The 15,604-nt window shown below is 71.0% G+C and carries 17 protein-coding genes; 6 read left to right on the plus strand and 11 right to left on the minus strand.

All coding sequences use genetic code 11. The annotated features are described in order from the left end of the window. The first annotated feature begins 130 nt into the window (after positions 1 to 130). The gene (locus QM582_RS04245) at positions 131 to 880 is read left to right on the plus strand and encodes a potassium channel family protein (protein WP_415082106.1); all 750 of its coding nucleotides are present in this window, start codon (positions 131 to 133) and stop codon (positions 878 to 880) included. 11 nt (positions 881 to 891) lie between these two features. Beyond that, positions 892 to 1,581, plus strand: coding sequence for a potassium channel family protein (locus tag QM582_RS04250; protein ID WP_415082042.1), 690 nt, complete (start codon positions 892 to 894; stop codon positions 1,579 to 1,581). A gap of 168 nt (positions 1,582 to 1,749) precedes the next feature. Here the strand turns inward: QM582_RS04250 and QM582_RS04255 are convergent, their stop codons facing one another. The 4 genes from QM582_RS04255 to QM582_RS04270 are packed head-to-tail and all read right to left on the minus strand — an operon-like array spanning position 1,750 to position 3,898. Further along, positions 1,750 to 2,109, minus strand: coding sequence for an OB-fold nucleic acid binding domain-containing protein (locus QM582_RS04255; RefSeq protein ID WP_415082044.1), 360 nt, complete (start codon positions 2,107 to 2,109; stop codon positions 1,750 to 1,752). Positions 2,110 to 2,112: 3 nt separating this feature from the next. Beyond that, entirely contained in the window at positions 2,113 to 2,907 is a 795-nt protein-coding gene (locus tag QM582_RS04260) for a DUF3710 domain-containing protein (protein WP_415082046.1), read from the minus strand. Continuing rightward, entirely contained in the window at positions 2,904 to 3,398 is a 495-nt protein-coding gene (dut, locus tag QM582_RS04265) for a dUTP diphosphatase (RefSeq protein WP_415082048.1), read from the minus strand. The genes QM582_RS04260 and dut overlap by 4 nt, the downstream gene beginning before the upstream one ends. After that, on the minus strand, positions 3,395 to 3,898 hold the full coding sequence (locus tag QM582_RS04270; RefSeq protein WP_415082050.1) for a DUF3093 family protein: 504 nt from the start codon (positions 3,896 to 3,898) through the stop codon (positions 3,395 to 3,397). Before QM582_RS04270 ends, dut begins: the two co-directional genes overlap by 4 nt. 260 nt (positions 3,899 to 4,158) lie before the next feature. On the opposite strand from QM582_RS04270, the gene QM582_RS04275 reads away from it, so the two are divergent. Then, complete coding sequence (locus QM582_RS04275; RefSeq protein ID WP_415082052.1) at positions 4,159 to 4,452, plus strand: DUF4235 domain-containing protein; 294 nt, start codon at positions 4,159 to 4,161, stop codon at positions 4,450 to 4,452. A gap of 120 nt (positions 4,453 to 4,572) precedes the next feature. On the opposite strand, the gene QM582_RS04280 is transcribed toward QM582_RS04275, so the two are convergent. Further along, positions 4,573 to 4,869 (minus strand): DUF4193 domain-containing protein, encoded by a 297-nt coding sequence (locus QM582_RS04280; protein WP_105185533.1) that lies wholly within the window; start codon positions 4,867 to 4,869, stop codon positions 4,573 to 4,575. 228 nt (positions 4,870 to 5,097) lie between these two features. On the opposite strand from QM582_RS04280, the gene sepH reads away from it, so the two are divergent. After that, on the plus strand, positions 5,098 to 6,690 hold the full coding sequence (sepH, locus tag QM582_RS04285) for a septation protein SepH (protein ID WP_415082054.1): 1,593 nt from the start codon (positions 5,098 to 5,100) through the stop codon (positions 6,688 to 6,690). A gap of 240 nt (positions 6,691 to 6,930) precedes the next feature. Continuing rightward, positions 6,931 to 8,151, plus strand: a complete 1,221-nt coding sequence (locus QM582_RS04290) for a globin domain-containing protein (RefSeq protein WP_415082056.1) — start codon at positions 6,931 to 6,933, stop codon at positions 8,149 to 8,151. 96 nt (positions 8,152 to 8,247) lie between these two features. On the opposite strand, the gene QM582_RS04295 is transcribed toward QM582_RS04290, so the two are convergent. From QM582_RS04295 to QM582_RS04320, 6 genes are all read right to left on the minus strand, one after another. Beyond that, the gene (locus QM582_RS04295; RefSeq protein WP_415082058.1) at positions 8,248 to 10,143 is read right to left on the minus strand and encodes an ABC transporter ATP-binding protein; all 1,896 of its coding nucleotides are present in this window, start codon (positions 10,141 to 10,143) and stop codon (positions 8,248 to 8,250) included. A gap of 61 nt (positions 10,144 to 10,204) precedes the next feature. Further along, positions 10,205 to 11,488 carry a hypothetical protein gene (locus tag QM582_RS04300; RefSeq protein WP_415082060.1) on the minus strand — a complete coding sequence of 428 codons (1,284 nt, stop codon included), beginning with the start codon at positions 11,486 to 11,488 and terminating at the stop codon, positions 10,205 to 10,207. Next, positions 11,481 to 12,029, minus strand: a complete 549-nt coding sequence (locus QM582_RS04305) for a sigma-70 family RNA polymerase sigma factor (RefSeq protein ID WP_415082062.1) — start codon at positions 12,027 to 12,029, stop codon at positions 11,481 to 11,483. Before QM582_RS04305 ends, QM582_RS04300 begins: the two co-directional genes overlap by 8 nt. Before the next feature lie 49 nt (positions 12,030 to 12,078). Further along, positions 12,079 to 12,723 (minus strand): thymidine kinase, encoded by a 645-nt coding sequence (locus tag QM582_RS04310; protein WP_415082064.1) that lies wholly within the window; start codon positions 12,721 to 12,723, stop codon positions 12,079 to 12,081. 4 nt (positions 12,724 to 12,727) lie between these two features. Beyond that, positions 12,728 to 13,846 (minus strand): alkaline phosphatase family protein, encoded by a 1,119-nt coding sequence (locus QM582_RS04315; RefSeq protein WP_415082065.1) that lies wholly within the window; start codon positions 13,844 to 13,846, stop codon positions 12,728 to 12,730. Further along, positions 13,843 to 14,421, minus strand: a complete 579-nt coding sequence (locus QM582_RS04320) for a DUF5998 family protein (protein ID WP_415082066.1) — start codon at positions 14,419 to 14,421, stop codon at positions 13,843 to 13,845. Before QM582_RS04320 ends, QM582_RS04315 begins: the two co-directional genes overlap by 4 nt. Before the next feature lie 126 nt (positions 14,422 to 14,547). Here QM582_RS04320 and QM582_RS04325 point away from each other — a divergent pair, with 126 nt between their 5' ends. Next, a complete protein-coding gene (locus QM582_RS04325) occupies positions 14,548 to 15,591 on the plus strand; it encodes an App1 family protein (RefSeq protein WP_415082068.1) in 1,044 nt (347 codons plus the stop codon). The last annotated feature ends 13 nt before the right edge of the window (positions 15,592 to 15,604 follow it).

A 15,604-nucleotide genomic window follows, 5' to 3' on the forward strand; every position in this document is an offset into this window, starting at 1 on the left:
TCCGATGACTATAAGCCGCTACGACCCGGGTTGCACGCGGCGATCCCCCGCATCCGACCGGTGGTCTACCCGCCGTCTCGTCACCAGCCTCCTCGAGGGTGGTGACGGGGTGCCCTGAGGTCCATCGTCGCTGCGTTGCCCGGCGCCGGTCGTAGAGCAACCTCCGTATACTGATCGGCGGGCCAATCGGTCGTCCACTAGGCAGGAGGCACGGGTCGTGCACATCGTGATCATGGGTTGCGGCCGGGTGGGATCCTCACTGGCCCGCAGCCTGGAACGCCGCGGCCATTCGGTGGCGGTGATCGACGCCGTCCAGGACGCCTTCCGCCGGCTGGGCCCGACCTTCCAGGGCAAGACGGTCAAGGGCGTCGGCTTCGACCGCACCGTGCTGGTGAAGGCCGGCATCGAACGCGCGGACGGCTTCGCCGCGGTCTCCAGCGGCGACAACTCCAACATCCTCGCCGCCCGGGTGGTGCGCGAGACGTTCGGGGTGCACAACGTGGTCGCCCGGATCTACGACGAGGGACGCGCCGAGGTCTACGAGCGGCTCGGCATCCCGTCGGTGGCGACCGTGCGCTGGGCGTCCGACCAGGTGCTCCGCAGGCTGTTGCCGGAGGGCGCCGAACCGCAGTGGCGCGACCCGTCCGGCACCGTCCGGCTGTCGGAGATGCATGTCGATCCGGGCTGGGTGGGCACCACGATCGGCGCGATGTCGGCGGCGGCGCACTGCCAGATTCCGTTCCTGACCCGGTTCGGGGTGGGCCAGATCCCCGCCGAGTCGACCATTTTCCAGGACGGCGACCTGCTCTACGTCGCCGTGCACAACGACCGCGAGGCCGGTGTCGAGCAGTTGTTCGGCGCCCCGCCCGCCAAGCACTGAGAGGGGCGGACATGCGTGTGGTGATTGCCGGCGCCGGCAATGTCGGGCGTTCCATCGCCCGGGAGCTGATCGCGAACGGACACCAGATCCTGCTGATCGACCGGGCTCCGGAGGCGATCAAGACCGCCAGCGTCCCGGAGGCGGAGTGGCTGCTCGCGGACGCCTGCGAGCTGGCCTCGCTGGAGGAGGCCGAGCTGGAGACCTGCGACGTGGCGATCGCGGCGACCGGCGACGACAAGGCCAATCTGGTGCACTCGCTGCTGGCCAAGACCGAGTTCGGCGTGCCGCGGACGGTGGCCCGGGTGAACCACCCGAGCAACGAGTGGATGTTCGACGACTTGTGGGGGGTGGACGTGGCGGTCTCCACCCCGCGGCTGATGTGCGCCCTGGTCGAGGAGGCGGTGACGGTAGGCGACCTGGTCCGGCTGTTCAGCTTCCGCGGCGGGCAGACCAACCTGGTCGAGATGACGTTGCCGGAGACCAGCCCGCGGGTGGGCGTCCGGGTGGCCGACCTGGCCCTGCCCGGGGACGCCGTCCTGGTGGCGATCATCCGGGACGGCACCGCCCGTGCCCCGGAGCGCGACGGCGCCGTGGAGGCGTCCGACGAGTTGCTGTTCGTGGTCGATCCCGCCAACGAGGCCGAGTTGGCGCACTACCTGAGCCCGCGCGGCACGGCGGCCCTGGTCGACGTCCGCGGCTGAAACCTCGGCCCGTCCGGACAGAGCTGACGCACCCGATACCGGCTCACCAGCGACATACCCGGTATCCCCCTGCCTAACTATCTGTGCCCTCCCGCATGTGGGAGGGCACAGATAGTTAGACAGGGCCTTGTGGGTGTCGAGCGTGCCCGGGCTACCCGACCGGGCTGCTCAGAGCAACTCGTAGTGCGGGTTGTACATCCGGCGTCGGCCGTCCACCCAGGACACCCGGCCGGTCACCTTGAGTTCGCGCCCGGCGACCACCCCGGGGATCTCCCGGCGGCCCATCCAGATCAGCGTGATGCTGCCCGAGCCGTCGTCCAGTTCGGCCTCCAGCCAGGGCGTCCCGCTGCGCGGCCGCAGGGTGAGCACGGCGACCCGTCCGCGCAGCGTGGCCAGCTGGCGATCGGCGCAGTCGCCGATCGTCTGAGCGCCCGATCCGTGCGCGACCCGGACGGCCTGCTCGGAGTCGAGCTCCTCGCTCGACCGGCCCAGCCATCGCAGGGCGCGACTGATCGGGTTGCCGGCCACGGGTCAGCCCTGCGGCACCGTCGGCATGGTCATCCCGATCACTTCGCCGGGAACCATCGGACCGTCCCCGCGGCGCACCACCACGTTGCGGAAGAACTCCACGAACGGCGCGGCGGCGCCCTCGTCGTCCTCGGTCAGGCCGGCCTCGCCGAGCAGGGTGCCGCGCAGCAGCCAGCGCGGGCCCTCGGCGAACCAGGTGCGGCTGACCTGGAACAGCTGCTCACCGGACGGCCCCTCGGCCGGCAGCACCCGGCGCAGTTCCGGACCGAACGGCCCGACCACCGTGCTGGCGCTGCCGCCGGCCTGCTGTGCCTCTTCGGTGAGATCCTCGCGCAACTCCTCGGCCAGGCCACCGCTGGTCGGTGCCGCCAGCAGCGCGAGCTCCAGGCCCGACTGCTCCCAGAAGGCCAGCGCGGCCACCACCTGCTGCGTCGCCTCGTTGACCTGCAACTGCAGGCCCATCCCCTCCCACGGGGTCAGGATCAGCGAACCCAGGTCGAGCCGTTCCACCTCGTCGGCTGCCAGATCGACCTCGTCGTGGTCGAACGGACCGTCGAATCGCCAGTCGGTGTCCGGGTCGAATTCGGGCTCCTCGGGAAGCTCCTCGTCGTCGGACAATTCGGCGGGCAACTCGTCCGGATCGAGCTCGCCCTCGGCCTCGATCTCGGCGTCGTCGATCTCGGCGTCGTCGGACGCGACGGCGTCCGGCTCGGCTTCGCCGTCGGCGGCCTCGGTGTCGGTGACCTCCTCGTCGGGTTCGTCGACCGGCTCGGCCTTGGCTTTGCGGCGAAAGATCACGACTGCTCCTTCATGGGTACTGCGGCGTCCAGCCAGCTCTTGATTCCTCCGGTGGATCCGTGTCCGCCTGCACCCCGGTCACTGGGCGGCAATTCGGACACCTCCACGAAACTCCCCTGCCCGACCCGTTGCAGCACGAGTTGCGCGATCAGGTCTCCCCGGCGCAACTCGACGGCGGTGCTGGTGTCGGTGTTCAGCAGGCACACCTTGATCTCGCCGCGATAGCCGGCATCGACGGTGCCGGGCGCGTTCACGATGGTCAGCCCGTGCCGCGCGGCCAGGCCCGACCGCGGATGCACCAGGCACACCCAACCGGCCGGCAAGGCGATGGCGATCCCGGTTCCGACCAGCGCCCGTTCGCCGGGCCCGATCGTGACGTCCTCGGCGGTCGCCAGGTCGGCGCCGGCGTCGCCGGGGTGGGCGTAGCGCGGCACCGGAACTCCGTCGTCCAGCCGCTGGATCAGCACCTGGACGGTCTCGGGTGAGGTCACCCGCCGGAGTCTAGTCGGGACGCCTGCGGCGGTTCGGCGACGCCCGAAGGGCGGTTGTCCTCGATCGCCTGTGCCAGGGCGTCCGGGTTGCGGGTGGAGACCAGCCAGCACAGATGCGGATCGGCCTGGTCGCTCACGCCGATCAGCACGGTGCCGGCGGCGTAGGGCCGCAGCGCCAGGAAGGCGTCCTCACGGGCCAGCACCCGGCCCCGCAGCGCCCGGTCGGCGACCGCCACCGTCCCGACGTAGGGCCACTCCAGCAGGCTGTGCCCGACCCGGACTCCGGCCGCGTCCACCCTGATCCGCAGCGAACCCCAGGCGAGCAGCGTCCAGGCGATCACCCCGACGGTGGCCAGCGTGCTCAGCACGAAGATCAGCTCGCCCAGCATGAACGACACAGCGGTGACGAAAGTGCCGCCGAAGAACAGCGCGATCCCCCAGTAGGCAGCCGGGACGCTGAGTCTCTCCGAGTAGCCGGACGCCGGTGTGGAGCTGGTCACCCGACCAACCTAGCGCCCCGCGCGCCGGCCGGCCCGCCCGAACGACCCGGCGAGCGGTCCCGGACCGACGGCGCCCGAATCCACCACGTCCCGCCCTCGCGCTCGCCTAACTACTTGGGGCTCGCTGAGTTCAGCGAGCCCCAAATAGTTAGGCGAGCGCGAGGTGGAGGCGGCGCCCACCCCAGGGGTGTGTCGGCAACCCCTGAGCGGCGCCTAGACTCGGCCGGGAATGGCCGGTCGATCCGACGAAGGAATCAGCGATGAACCTGTCTCAGCGATTGCTCTGGAATCTCTACGCCGGCGCCGTCGGCACGCTCAGCGCGATGCTCGCCCAGAAGGCGGTCCGCGGCGCGTGGAAGATGGCCACCGGCGACGAGCCGCCGGACCCGAACGACCCGGCCACCCCGCTGCGCGAGGCGTTGATCTGGGCCTTGGCCGGCGGGGTCGGGATCGGGGTGGCTCAGCTGCTCACCAACCGGTTCGCGGCCAGCCACTGGGAGAAGACGATGGGAAGCCCGGCACCCACGCACTCGCGGGTGAACTTCCACCTGTGAGCCACCGGCCGTCCGAGCGCAGCGCACGAACGGCGCTTCGGCCCGGCCGGTGCCCACGAACCAGGGACGCGGCGGATCCGGAGGATCTCGCCGCGCGCCCGGTCGTGCACCGGTATGTACTCAGTCGGCGCAGTCCACGCAGTAGGAGTGCCCGTTGCGGGTCACGGCGATCTGACTGCGGTGCTTCACCAGGAAGCAGGAGTAGCAGGTGAACTCGTCCGCCTGGCGCGGCAGCACCCGGACGGTCAGTTCCTCATGGGAGAGATCGGCGCCCGGCAGCTCGAAGGACTCAGCAGCCTCGACCTCGTCCTCGTCGACCTTGCCGGAGTTCTTGTCGTTCCGGCGGGTCTTGAGTTCCTCGATGCTGTCTTCGCTCTCCTCGTCAGTCTTACGGGGGGCGTCGTAGTCGGTTGCCATTATGTTTCGTAACTCCATCCCGAACGCCTGCCCACGGCAGCCGCGCTCAGCGGTATCACTCGGTTCCTCAATGTGTCGCAGGCATACATATCACACGGGTCCAAACATTGCGGGTCCGCCGTGACATGTCTCAGCCACGGGACGCCGCCCGCCGGGGCGCCCGGCGACCCGTCCGGCGTCCGACCCGGTAGGTTACGCATAGCACGAACACAGGAGAGCGATCGAGCGATGCGCACTGCCCGCCCACTCGGGCTGAGCCCGGACGGGAGCAACCTGATCGTCGTCATCGAAGGCGGCGAGCAGGTGGAGATTCCCGCCGACGAACGGCTCCGGGCAGCGCTGCGCAACGACCGAGCACGCATGGGACAACTGGAGATCGACATGGAAAGTGCACTGCGGCCGCGCGACATCCAGGCCCGGATCAGGGCCGGGGAGTCGGTCGAGGCGGTCGCACAGGCCGCCGGTGTCCCGATCGCGAAGATCGAGCCGTTCGCCGCGCCGGTGATCGCCGAGCGCGACCACATCGCCGGCCTGGCGCAGACCAACCCGGTCCGCCGCGCCGGTGACGCCGTCGCGCACCGCAGCCTGCGCAGCGTGGTGTCGGACCGGCTGCTCTCCCAGGGCATCGACATCGACGACGTCGAGTGGGACGCCTGGCGCACCGAGAATCGGCGCTGGACGGTCCGGCTCACCTACCAGGCGGACGGCACCCAGCACCAGGCGGACTTCAGCTACGACCAGACCGGGCGGTTCTGCACCGCCGCCAACGACGACGCCCGCTGGCTGACCGGGGAGCATTCCGGACGCCAGGGCCGCGGTGGCGATTCCGACCAGGAGTCCACCCTCGACCTCAACGACGAGCTCGCCATCGTCCGCGCCATCCAGCCGCAGTTCGCCGTCACTCCCGATGTCGAGGACGACGATGCCCCGCTCGACGACGGCTCCCCTGTCGACGGCGGCCCGCTCGAGGACGACGGCACCCCGGACAACGAGGACGCCTTCGCCGAGGGCGATCTCGCCGAGGTCGACGGCGTCTACGACATCGTCCCGGGCGACCGGTCGAACATGGACGTGCTGTACGACATGCTGTCCAGCTTCGACGAGGACTCGGTGCAGATCTACGCCGGCCTGGTCCGGCCCCGTCCCGAGCAGGCGGCGGCGCCGGTGCTGGACGACGGCCCCGAGGTGGTCGACGTCGTCGAGGTGGAGATCGAGTTCGAGGAGATCGGCGAGCCGACCGAGCGGATCGTCACCGAAACCGAGATCGTCCCCGAGGACGAGGCACCCGAACCGGAACCGGTTGCGTTCGCCGAGGAACAGACCGAATCCGACGCGGCCGAGATCGAGGCGACCGAGCCCGAGGACACCGCGGAGGAGCCCACGGACGCCGGGCAGACCCCCGAGGCCCCGGCGCACGAGCCGGAGGCTGCCGCCCCGATCGAGGAGCCGGCCGAGGTTGCCGCCGACGTCCTGCCGGAGCCGGAGTCGCCCCGGCCCGACGAGCCCGCCGACGACATCGCCCCCGAGCAGCCGGCGGCGGACGCCGTGTCCGACCAGCCCGCCGAAGCGCCCGAGCAGCCCACCGAGGCGTCCGACCAGCTCACCGAGGCTGCGGTCACCGGCTCGGACGAGCAGCCCGCCGAGGCCGAGCCGGCCCGGACGCCGCGTCCGGGCAAGGTCCGTCCCTCCCCCGCCGAACCGGAACAGCCCAGCCTGGTGGACGAGGCGGCGAACGAACCGTCCCGGCCGATCAAGCGCAAGCGGGCCAGCGTCCCGAGCTGGGACGAGATCATGTTCGGCGCACCCAAGCCCAAGGCCTGAACCGAGCCGGAGCCTGCCGAAGCCGGAGCGGGACGATCCCCGTCCGCACAGCAGTCGGAGGGTGATTTCTCCGAATCTCCCGGACAAACCGGCCCGGCTGTGCCACCCTTCTCCAGAAGACCGCCCGCTCGCCGACCGCATCCCGCGCCGGCGACGGATCGCCGCTCGCCATCGGGGGCAAGCCGGCAGTGGTCGTCATCGACAGCGCGCCTGGGAGCGGGCAGGACAAGGAGGAACCGGATGCGGCTCACCCCGGAATCGGAGCAGATCGTCGCGGCGACGGCGGGGGTGGTAGCCCAGCACGCCGAGCAGATCACCCGGGTGTTCTACCCGGACATGTTCGCCGCCCACCCGGAACTGTTGCGGGTGTTCAACAAGGCGAACCAGGCCATCGGCGAGCAGCCCCAGGCCCTGGCCGCCTCGGTGGTCGCGTTCGCCGTCCAACTGATCGACCCGGACGCCCCCGACTTCACCCCGGTGATGCAGCGGATCGCGCACAAGCACGTCTCGCTCGGCATCAAGGCGCCGGAGTACACCATCGTCGGCCACCACCTGCTGAAGGCCGTCAAGACCGTGCTGGGCGACGCGATCACGCCCGAGGTCGCCGCCGCCTGGGACGAGGTGTACTGGCTGTTCGGCTGCTCACTGATCGCCGAGGAGGCCAAGCTGTACGCGCTGGCCGGCACCGACCCGGCGCACCCGTGGCGGCAGTACCGGGTGGTGGAGCGGTTCGAGGAATCCGAGGACGTCTTCTCGCTGCTGCTCGCTCCGGTGCGCGGCGAGGTGCCGTCGCACCGCACCGGTCAGTACGTGGCGATCGCCGTCGACCTGCCCAGCGGCGAACGGCAGCCGCGGCAGTACACCATCTCCTCCGGCCCGCGCGGCGACTCGTTGCGGGTCACCATCAAGCGGGTGCACGGCGTCGACGGCGCACCGGACGGCCAGGTGTCGGGCTGGCTGCACGCCAACGCCCGTCCCGGATCGATCCTGGACGTCTCCCAGCCGGCCGGCGACCTGGTCCTCGACGAGTCAGACGCCCCGCTGGTGCTGGTCTCGGCAGGCATCGGGATCACCCCGATCGCGGCCATCATGGAGGATCTGTCCCGGCGCCAGCCCGACCGCATGGTGCGGCTCTTCCACGCCGACAAGTCGCACGACCATCACGCCCTGTACGACAGCCTGCGCCGGCAGGTGCTCGCCATGTCGGACGCCCGGTGCCAGATGTGGTACGAGGAGCAGGCCGAGCAGGCGCCCACCCTGCACCCGGCGCGCTCCGGCTTCATGGACCTCTCCGACATCGAGGTGCCCGCCGACGCCCAGGTGTTCATGTGCGGACCGTTGCCGTTCATGCGAACGGCCCGGCTGGCCCTGATGGAGAAGGGCATTCACAGCGAGAACATCCACTACGAGGTGTTCGGCCCGGACCTGTGGGCGCAGAACCCGGAATCGGCGACCGTCTGACCGGCGCCACCCACCCACCGCTCGCCTAACTATTAAAAGCTCGCCGAATTCGGCGAGCCCCAAATAGTTAGGCGAGCGCTGAGTTCTCGTTGCCAGTCAGGCGAGCGATGGGCGAGCGGACGGGCTCACCGTGGCCTGGTCGGCGAACTGGGTCCGGTACAGGTCGGCGTAGACGCCGCCCCGGGCCAGCAGTTCGACGTGGGTGCCGCGCTCCACCACCCGGCCGTCGTCGACCACCAGGATGGCGTCGGCACCGCGGACGGTGGACAGCCGGTGGGCGATGACGATGGAGGTCCGGTCCTGCAGTGCGGCGTCCAGGGCGTGCTGGACGGCCGCCTCGCTCTCACTGTCGAGGTGCGCGGTGGCCTCGTCCAGCACCACCAGCCCGGGACCCTTGAGCAGCAGCCGGGCGATCGCGAACCGTTGCTTCTCACCGCCGGACAGCCGGTGCCCGCGATCGCCGACCACGGTGTCCAGGCCTTCCGGCAGCGACTCCACCAGTCGCCACACCTGAGCCGCTCGCAGCGCCGACTCCAGGTCGGCGTCGGTGGCGTCCGGCTTGGCGTAGAGCAGGTTGGCCCGGATGGTGTCGTGGAACAGGTGCGCCTCCTGAGTGACGACGCCCACCCGGTCGTGCAGCGACGCCCAGGTCGCGTCGCGCAGATCGACGCCGTTGACCCGGATCGACCCGCTGCTCGGGTCGTACAGCCGCGCCACCAGCGAGGTGATGGTGGTCTTGCCGGCGCCGCTGGGCCCGACCAGGGCCAGCATCGAACTCGGCTCGACGGTGAACGAGATGTCGTGCAGCACGTCCCCGCTGCCCCGCCGGTCGCCGCTGGCCGCACCCTCCAACGAGACCAGCGAGATCTCGTCGGCCGACGGGTAGCGGAAGGTGACGTGGTCGACCTCGACCCGAACCGGCGCGTCGGGCAGGTCGACGGCGTCCGGACGCTCGTCGACCAGCGGCTTGAGGTCGAGCACCTCGAAGACCCGCTCGAACGAGACCAGCGCGGTCATCACGTCGATCCGGACGTTGGACAGCGCGGTCAGCGGCGCGTAGAGCCGGGCCAGCAGTGCGGCCAGGGCGAGCAGGGTGCCGACGGTGAGGGTTCCGTTGACCGCCATCACGCCGCCGAAGCCGTAGACCATCGCGGTGGCCAGGGACGCCACCAGCGCGAGCGCGACGAAGAACACCGACCGGTTCACGGCGAGTTTGATGCCGACATCGCGCACCCCGGAGGCATGCTCGGCGTAGTCGCGGTCTTCCCGCCGCGGGTCGCCGAACAGCTTCACCAGCAGGGCCCCGGCGACGTTGAACCGTTCGCTCATCTGGGCGCCCATGTCGGCGTTGAGCACCATCTGCCGATGGGTCAGGCCGGCCAGCCGGCGTCCGATGACTCGGGCCGGGATCAGGAACAGCGGCACCAGCAGGAAGGCGCCGATGGTCAACTGCCAGGACAGCGACGCCATCGCCGCCACGATCACCACCAGGCCGATGGCATTGCCGACCAGGTTCTGCAGCACCGAGGTGAAGGCCTGCTGGGCGCCGATCACGTCGCTGTTCAGCCGGGTCACCAGGGCACCGGTCTGGGCCCGGGTGAAGAACGCGATCGGCTGGCGCAGCACGTGGCTGAACACCTGGGTGCGCAGGTCGAAGATCAGGCCCTCGCCGATCCGTGACGAGTACCAGCGCTCGACCAGGGTCAGCGCGGCGTCCGCCACCGCCAGCAGGGCGACCAGGACGGCCAGTTGGACGACCAGGGCGGCGTTGCCGGGGATCACCCCGTCGTCGACCAGCCGCTGCAGGATCAGCGGGGAGGCCACCACCAACAGCGAATCGAGCACGGTGAGCCCGATGAAGACGGCGATCGACCGTCGATACGCGGAGGCGTAGGACACCACCCGACGCCGGGTTCCGGGCGCCAGCCGGTGGTCGCGGACCGAGGCGTCCCGGGTCAGCGAGTTCATCACCTGCCATCCAGTAAGGCTCACGGTGCCACTCAACCACGCGACACCGACAGAGATTCCCGCACCCCCGTTCGCAGCGGTTCGGTCAGACGCGGAACAGGTAGCCCTCGGTCCGGCTGACCGTGCCGTCGCTGCCGCCCCACACCAGCACCGACTGCGGTCCGCCGACGACCGTCGCCTCCGTCCGTTCGCCGTCGGGCAATCGGGGGACGTCCACCCAGGTTCGGGCCGCCGGGTCGAGCAGGTTGCCGGCGACGGTGACCAGCCGGGCCGTGGCCGCTCGATAGTCCCCCAGCCCGCCGGTCTTGCGCCCGGCTTCGGGCAGTTCCGTCCAGGCTCCGGTGGCCGGGTCGAGAATTCCTCCGTAGGGGTAGGCGCGGCCCCAGTTGCCGACCTTGCCGCCGTCCGCGGATCCGATCGACGGCCAGACCACCCGGCCGGCGACGACCAGTTGCTGAGCACCGTTGCCGAGGATCGGTGAGTCGGCGAGCGTGCGCCACCTGGTCAGGGTGGCGTCCAGTTCGGCCAGCCGCATCAGTGACGGCTTCTTCCCGCCGGGGTTGTCCACCAGATCATGTGCGGCGAGCAGCAGCCGGTCGCCCAGCCAGACGGCGGTGCGGTCGAAGCTGGAACCGAGCGGGTCGTCGGGCAGCGTCGACCAGGACGCGTCCGCCGGGTCGAACACCCGATCGGGAACCGTGCCGAACTCGTCCGTGTCGGACAGCAGGATCACCGCGCGGTCGGTAGCGACCAGCGTTCCGCTGAACGATTCGAGCAATCGGTAGGTCCGCCAGGCGTCGCTGGCCAGGTCGTAGCGCAGCAGGCTGCGCGACGGCCGCCCCTCCATCAGGTAGACGGACGTGCCCACCACGACCGCCTGGGAACCGACCCCGTTCTCGGACGGGGCATCCGCGATCCGCTGCCACGAGTCAGTGGCCGGGTCGTACAGCGCCCCGTCGGTGAGCGGCTTCCGCCTGTCGGCGCAATTCGCCCCGGCTGGGCACGGAACACCCTCCCGGCCGCCGACCACCAGGTAGCGGTCGTCCACCCACACCCCGGCCGCGCCCCACCGCGCGGACAGCGGACCGGCGGCGATCCGCACCCAGCCCACCCCGGCGTCCGGCGGAGTCGTGGACGCCATCGGCTCCGGAACGGCCGGGACGGCGGTTCTGCCGAACCCCGTCCAGCTGGCCAGCGCCACCACGGCGAGCACCGCGGCCGCGAGCAGCACGATCGCCCGTTCCGCGCGCGAGCGGCGAGCACGCCCGGCCCGCGTCACGAGCGCTTCCGGGTCGATCGGGGCCACCGACGGGTCGAGTTCATCGACGCGGCGCAGCGCCGAACGGAAGCCCTGGTCCCACTCATCCATGGTTCTCTCCCTCCTGATAGCGGGTACGCAAGGCGGCCAGCGCGCGATGGACGTGCGACCGAGCGGTCGATTCGGAACAGCCCAACGCCTCGGCGACGTCGGCGTAGCTCAGATCGCGGTAGAAGCGCAGCACCACGGCGGCCCGCTGCAGCGGCGGCAGTTCGGAACAGAGCCTCCAGGCCAGGTCGGCCAACGCCACACCCGCGGCGGGATCGCCGAACGCCAGCTCGTCCGGCAAGCGGTGCGGCTCGGCGACCGGGAGCACCCGGCGGCGCCGCCGCAGCCTGATCAGGCAGGCATTGATCACCGATCGATGCACATAGGCGTCGAGCCGCTGCTCGGGCAGGGTTGCCCAGCGTGGGTAGAGGCCGACCAACGCGTCCTGCACGGCGTCGCGTGCCTCGTCCCAGTCCCTGGTGACCAGGCACGCCATCCTGGTCAGCCCGTCGGAACGAGCCCGGACGTAGTCCTCGAACGAGCGCACGGGCGGGTTGTCCGCGTCCGTGTCGGCGGACGGTCCCGGTGGGAAGTGGCTCGTCACACCCTAACGATTCACCACAAGGCGGTTTCGTTGCGGACCGACGCCACGATCACCCGAACGGCAGCGGCTCCGGGTTCAGCGTCACCGAGGCGACCGCGGAGGTCATCCGGCGCCGGTGGTGCCGGCGGCAGAGCACCTCGTAGGCGATCACCCGGTCGTCGGTCGGCACCACGTCGCCGACCATCACCTGGCTGCCCTCGGTGACCATCGCGCCGTCCACGGTGCGGGCGTTGTGGGTGGCCGGCTCGCCGCACCAGCAGCGCGGCCGCACCTGCAGCAGCTCCATCCGGTCGCACAGCTCGACCAGCCGGCGGGTGGCCGGGAACAGTTCGGTGCGGAAGTCGGTGAGGATCGCGAAGCAGTACACGTCCAGCTGCAGCTCGTCGACGATCCGGGCCAGCTGGTCGATGTGCTCGGGAGCATAGAAGTGCGCCTCGTCGCAGATCAGGTAGTCGACCCGCCGGCCGTGGGTCAACTCGTCGATCACGAACCGCCAGAAGTCGAAGTCGTCGGTGACCTCGATCGCCGGCTGCTCCAGCCCGATCCGGGACGAGATGGTCGCGGCGCCGGCCCGGTCGTTGCGGGTGAACACCCGTCCGGAACGGCCCGCCTGGGTCTCGGTGAAGTCGGTCTGCAACGCCAGGGTCGACTTGCCGCAGTTCATCGGTCCGGTGAAGAAGATCAGCTGCGTCATCGTCTCAGCCGATCAGCAGCGGGACGGTGAGCTCGGCGGCGGTCAGCGAGCCGTGCATGCCGATCAGGTTGAACTCGTTGGGCTGGGTCCGGGTCATCATCGCCCGGTCGGTGGCCATCGCCACCAGGACGTCGCCGAAGCGGTCGGCCAGCCGCGGCTGCACCGGCCCGAACCAGCCGGCCTCGGACGCCTCGTCGCGGGTCAGCACCCAGGCGTCCTCGCCCAGCCGGTCGGCCCAGCGGGCGGCGATCGTCGGGGCGTCCCCGGTGACGTAGAGCTGCCGGAAGCGGCCCTCGCCGCCGATCAGGCCGACCCCGGCGAGCAAGTCGGGATGGTCCTCGATGGTGATCCGGCGCTCCACGGCGATGTCGACCATGCCGTGGTCGCCGGTGACCAACAGCCGGACGTCGTCGGGCAGCGCCGCCCGCAGCCCGGCGGCCAGCGCGTCGATCCGGCTCAGTTCGGCCAGCCATTCGGCCGACGCGGTGCCGTGCTTGTGCCCGGCGTGATCCAGGTCGCGGTCGTAGAGGTAGACCAGGCTGCGCGGCCCGGACAGCGCGGCCTGCACGGTCAGCTCCACTCGGCGGGCGCTGGACGCCCCGTCGTCGTAGCCGAGGAAGTCGGCGCCGCGCAGCGCGCAGGTGGTCAGCCCGGTGCCGCGGAACCGGGCCGGGGTCACGGTGGCGCAGCGGACGCCGGCCTTCGCCAGCCGCTCGAAGGCGGTCAGCTGCGGCTGCACGTCGAGGCCGTCCAGGCCGTCCTCCCAGAGCAGCGCGTTGAGCAGCCGGCCGCCGAGCCGGAAGCTGTAGCCGGCCAGGCCGTGCTGCCCGGGCGCGAGCCCGGTGCCGAGGCTGGTGATCGAGGTCACCGTGGTGCTGGGCGCACCCGCGGTGATGGTCAGCGATTCCGGCGCCTCCAGCAGCGAGCACAGGAAGGGCGCGACGGCCTCGCGTCCGGCCAGCAGGTCGCGGCCCAGCCCGTCCACCAGCAGCAGCACGAACCGCTGCCCCGCCGGCAGGCCGAGCACGTCGTCGCGGCCGGGGATGCCGAGCACCCCGGAAAGGCTGGGCAGCACGTCGGACAGCGTCCCAGCACCGTAGGCGGGCAGCGCGGGACCGCTCACCGGCCACCGCCGCTGGCGACCTGCAGGGCGGTGGCGAACGACACCAGCCGGGCGACGTTCTCGGCGCCGTCGGCGGCGGCGCTCATCCGGACGGTCAGGTCGTCGGCGGCCAGCGTGCCGGAGTAGCCGTGGTCGGCGTCGCACTGCGGATCCCCGCAGTGTGCCGGTTCCAGGTCGACCCGCCGGGCCGTCCCCCAGCCGACGCTGAGCCAGGTCTCGACGGTGGCCGACCGGTTGCTGCCGTGCCGTTCCGGGTGCGCCACCACGCGGGTCAGCGCCACCGAGCTGATCTTGTCCAGGCCGACCGACTCGGTGGTGGACATCGCCTGGCCGGACTCGCCGGGGGCGTCCGACTCGTCGGTGTGGCCGACGATCAACCGGGTCGGGGTGAGCACCAGCACCGACATGTGCCGCTGGATCTCGTCGCGGGCGAAGGTCGCCTCGTGATGCACGACGTGGTGCAGCACCGGTTCACCGGCGGTCGCCATCGCCATCGTCTCGGCGATCAGGTCGGGAAAGTACCCGCAGGCGTCGATATCCCGGCGCAGCGCGGCAGGCAGGGCGGGCGAGGTCACCGACTCATCTTGTCACCGCTCGCCGCGTGCCCCCAAGTCCGCGATCCACGATCCACGGCCGCCAACTCTCTTGCGGACGGGTGCGGCGGCTCGCCCCCGACGGGGCCGCCGTCTACCGTGGGGCCGGTGAGCACCAAGCCGTTCATCGCCGCGCGGATCGAGGAATTCCTCGACCGGCGGTTGGAGGCCCTGTTCCGGGTGATCGGCTGGCGCGAACGGGTGATCGCCTACACCGGGTACGGCTCGTCCGATTTCGTCCGGGTGATGGCCCGGGTGAAGCTGGTCCCGCACTGGTCCCGCAGCCAACTCGGCCGGGCCACCAAGGAGTTCGTCAAACGCCGGGGCTGGCGCAGCTTCATCACCGCGCCCTGCGTCCGTGCCCGGGTCACCATCACCGTCGGCGGCCGCACCGTGACGGTCAACACCGACCGCGGCGGCTACCTCGACCACCGGATCGTCGGGCATGGGCTGGAGCCCGGCTGGCAGACCGTGACGGTGCAGAGCGCCGGATCGGATCCGGTGCCGTGCGACATCCTGGTGGTCGGCGACGACGCCCGGTTCGGGGTGCTCTCCGACATCGACGACACGGTGCTCACCACCTGGCTGCCGCGTCCGATGATCGCGGCCTGGAACAGCTTCGTCCGGGACGAGTCGAACCGGCAGTCCATCCCCGGGATGGCGCGGTTCTACCACCGCTGCCTGGACGCCCACCCGGGCGCGCCGATGATCTACCTCTCCACCGGGGCCTGGAACACCTACGACTTCCTGCGCCGCTTCCTGCAGCGCCACCACTACCCGCGCGGGCCGCTGCTGCTGACCGACTGGGGACCGACCAACACCGGCTGGTTCCGGTCCGGCATGGAGCACAAGCGGACCAGTCTGCTGCGGCTGGCCGCCGACTTCCCCGGAATCGCCTGGGTGCTGGTCGGTGACGACGGCCAGCACGACCCGGAGATCTACGCCGAGTTCGCCAATCTGCATCCCGACCACGTCGCGGCGGTGGCGATCCGGCAGCTGTCCGCCACCGAACAGGTGCTCGCGCACGGCACCAACATGCCGCTGGAGGAGACCGAGGAACTGCCCGGCACCGACTCCTGCTGGGTGGAGGCGCCGGACGGACGCGGGCTGGCCGCCAAGCTCCGCGGTCTGCTCGGCTCGTCCACCGGCTGATCGACGGGACGCC

Source organism: Micropruina sp., from assembly GCF_047607385.1.
In the GTDB taxonomy this organism is placed as follows: domain Bacteria; phylum Actinomycetota; class Actinomycetes; order Propionibacteriales; family Propionibacteriaceae; genus Micropruina.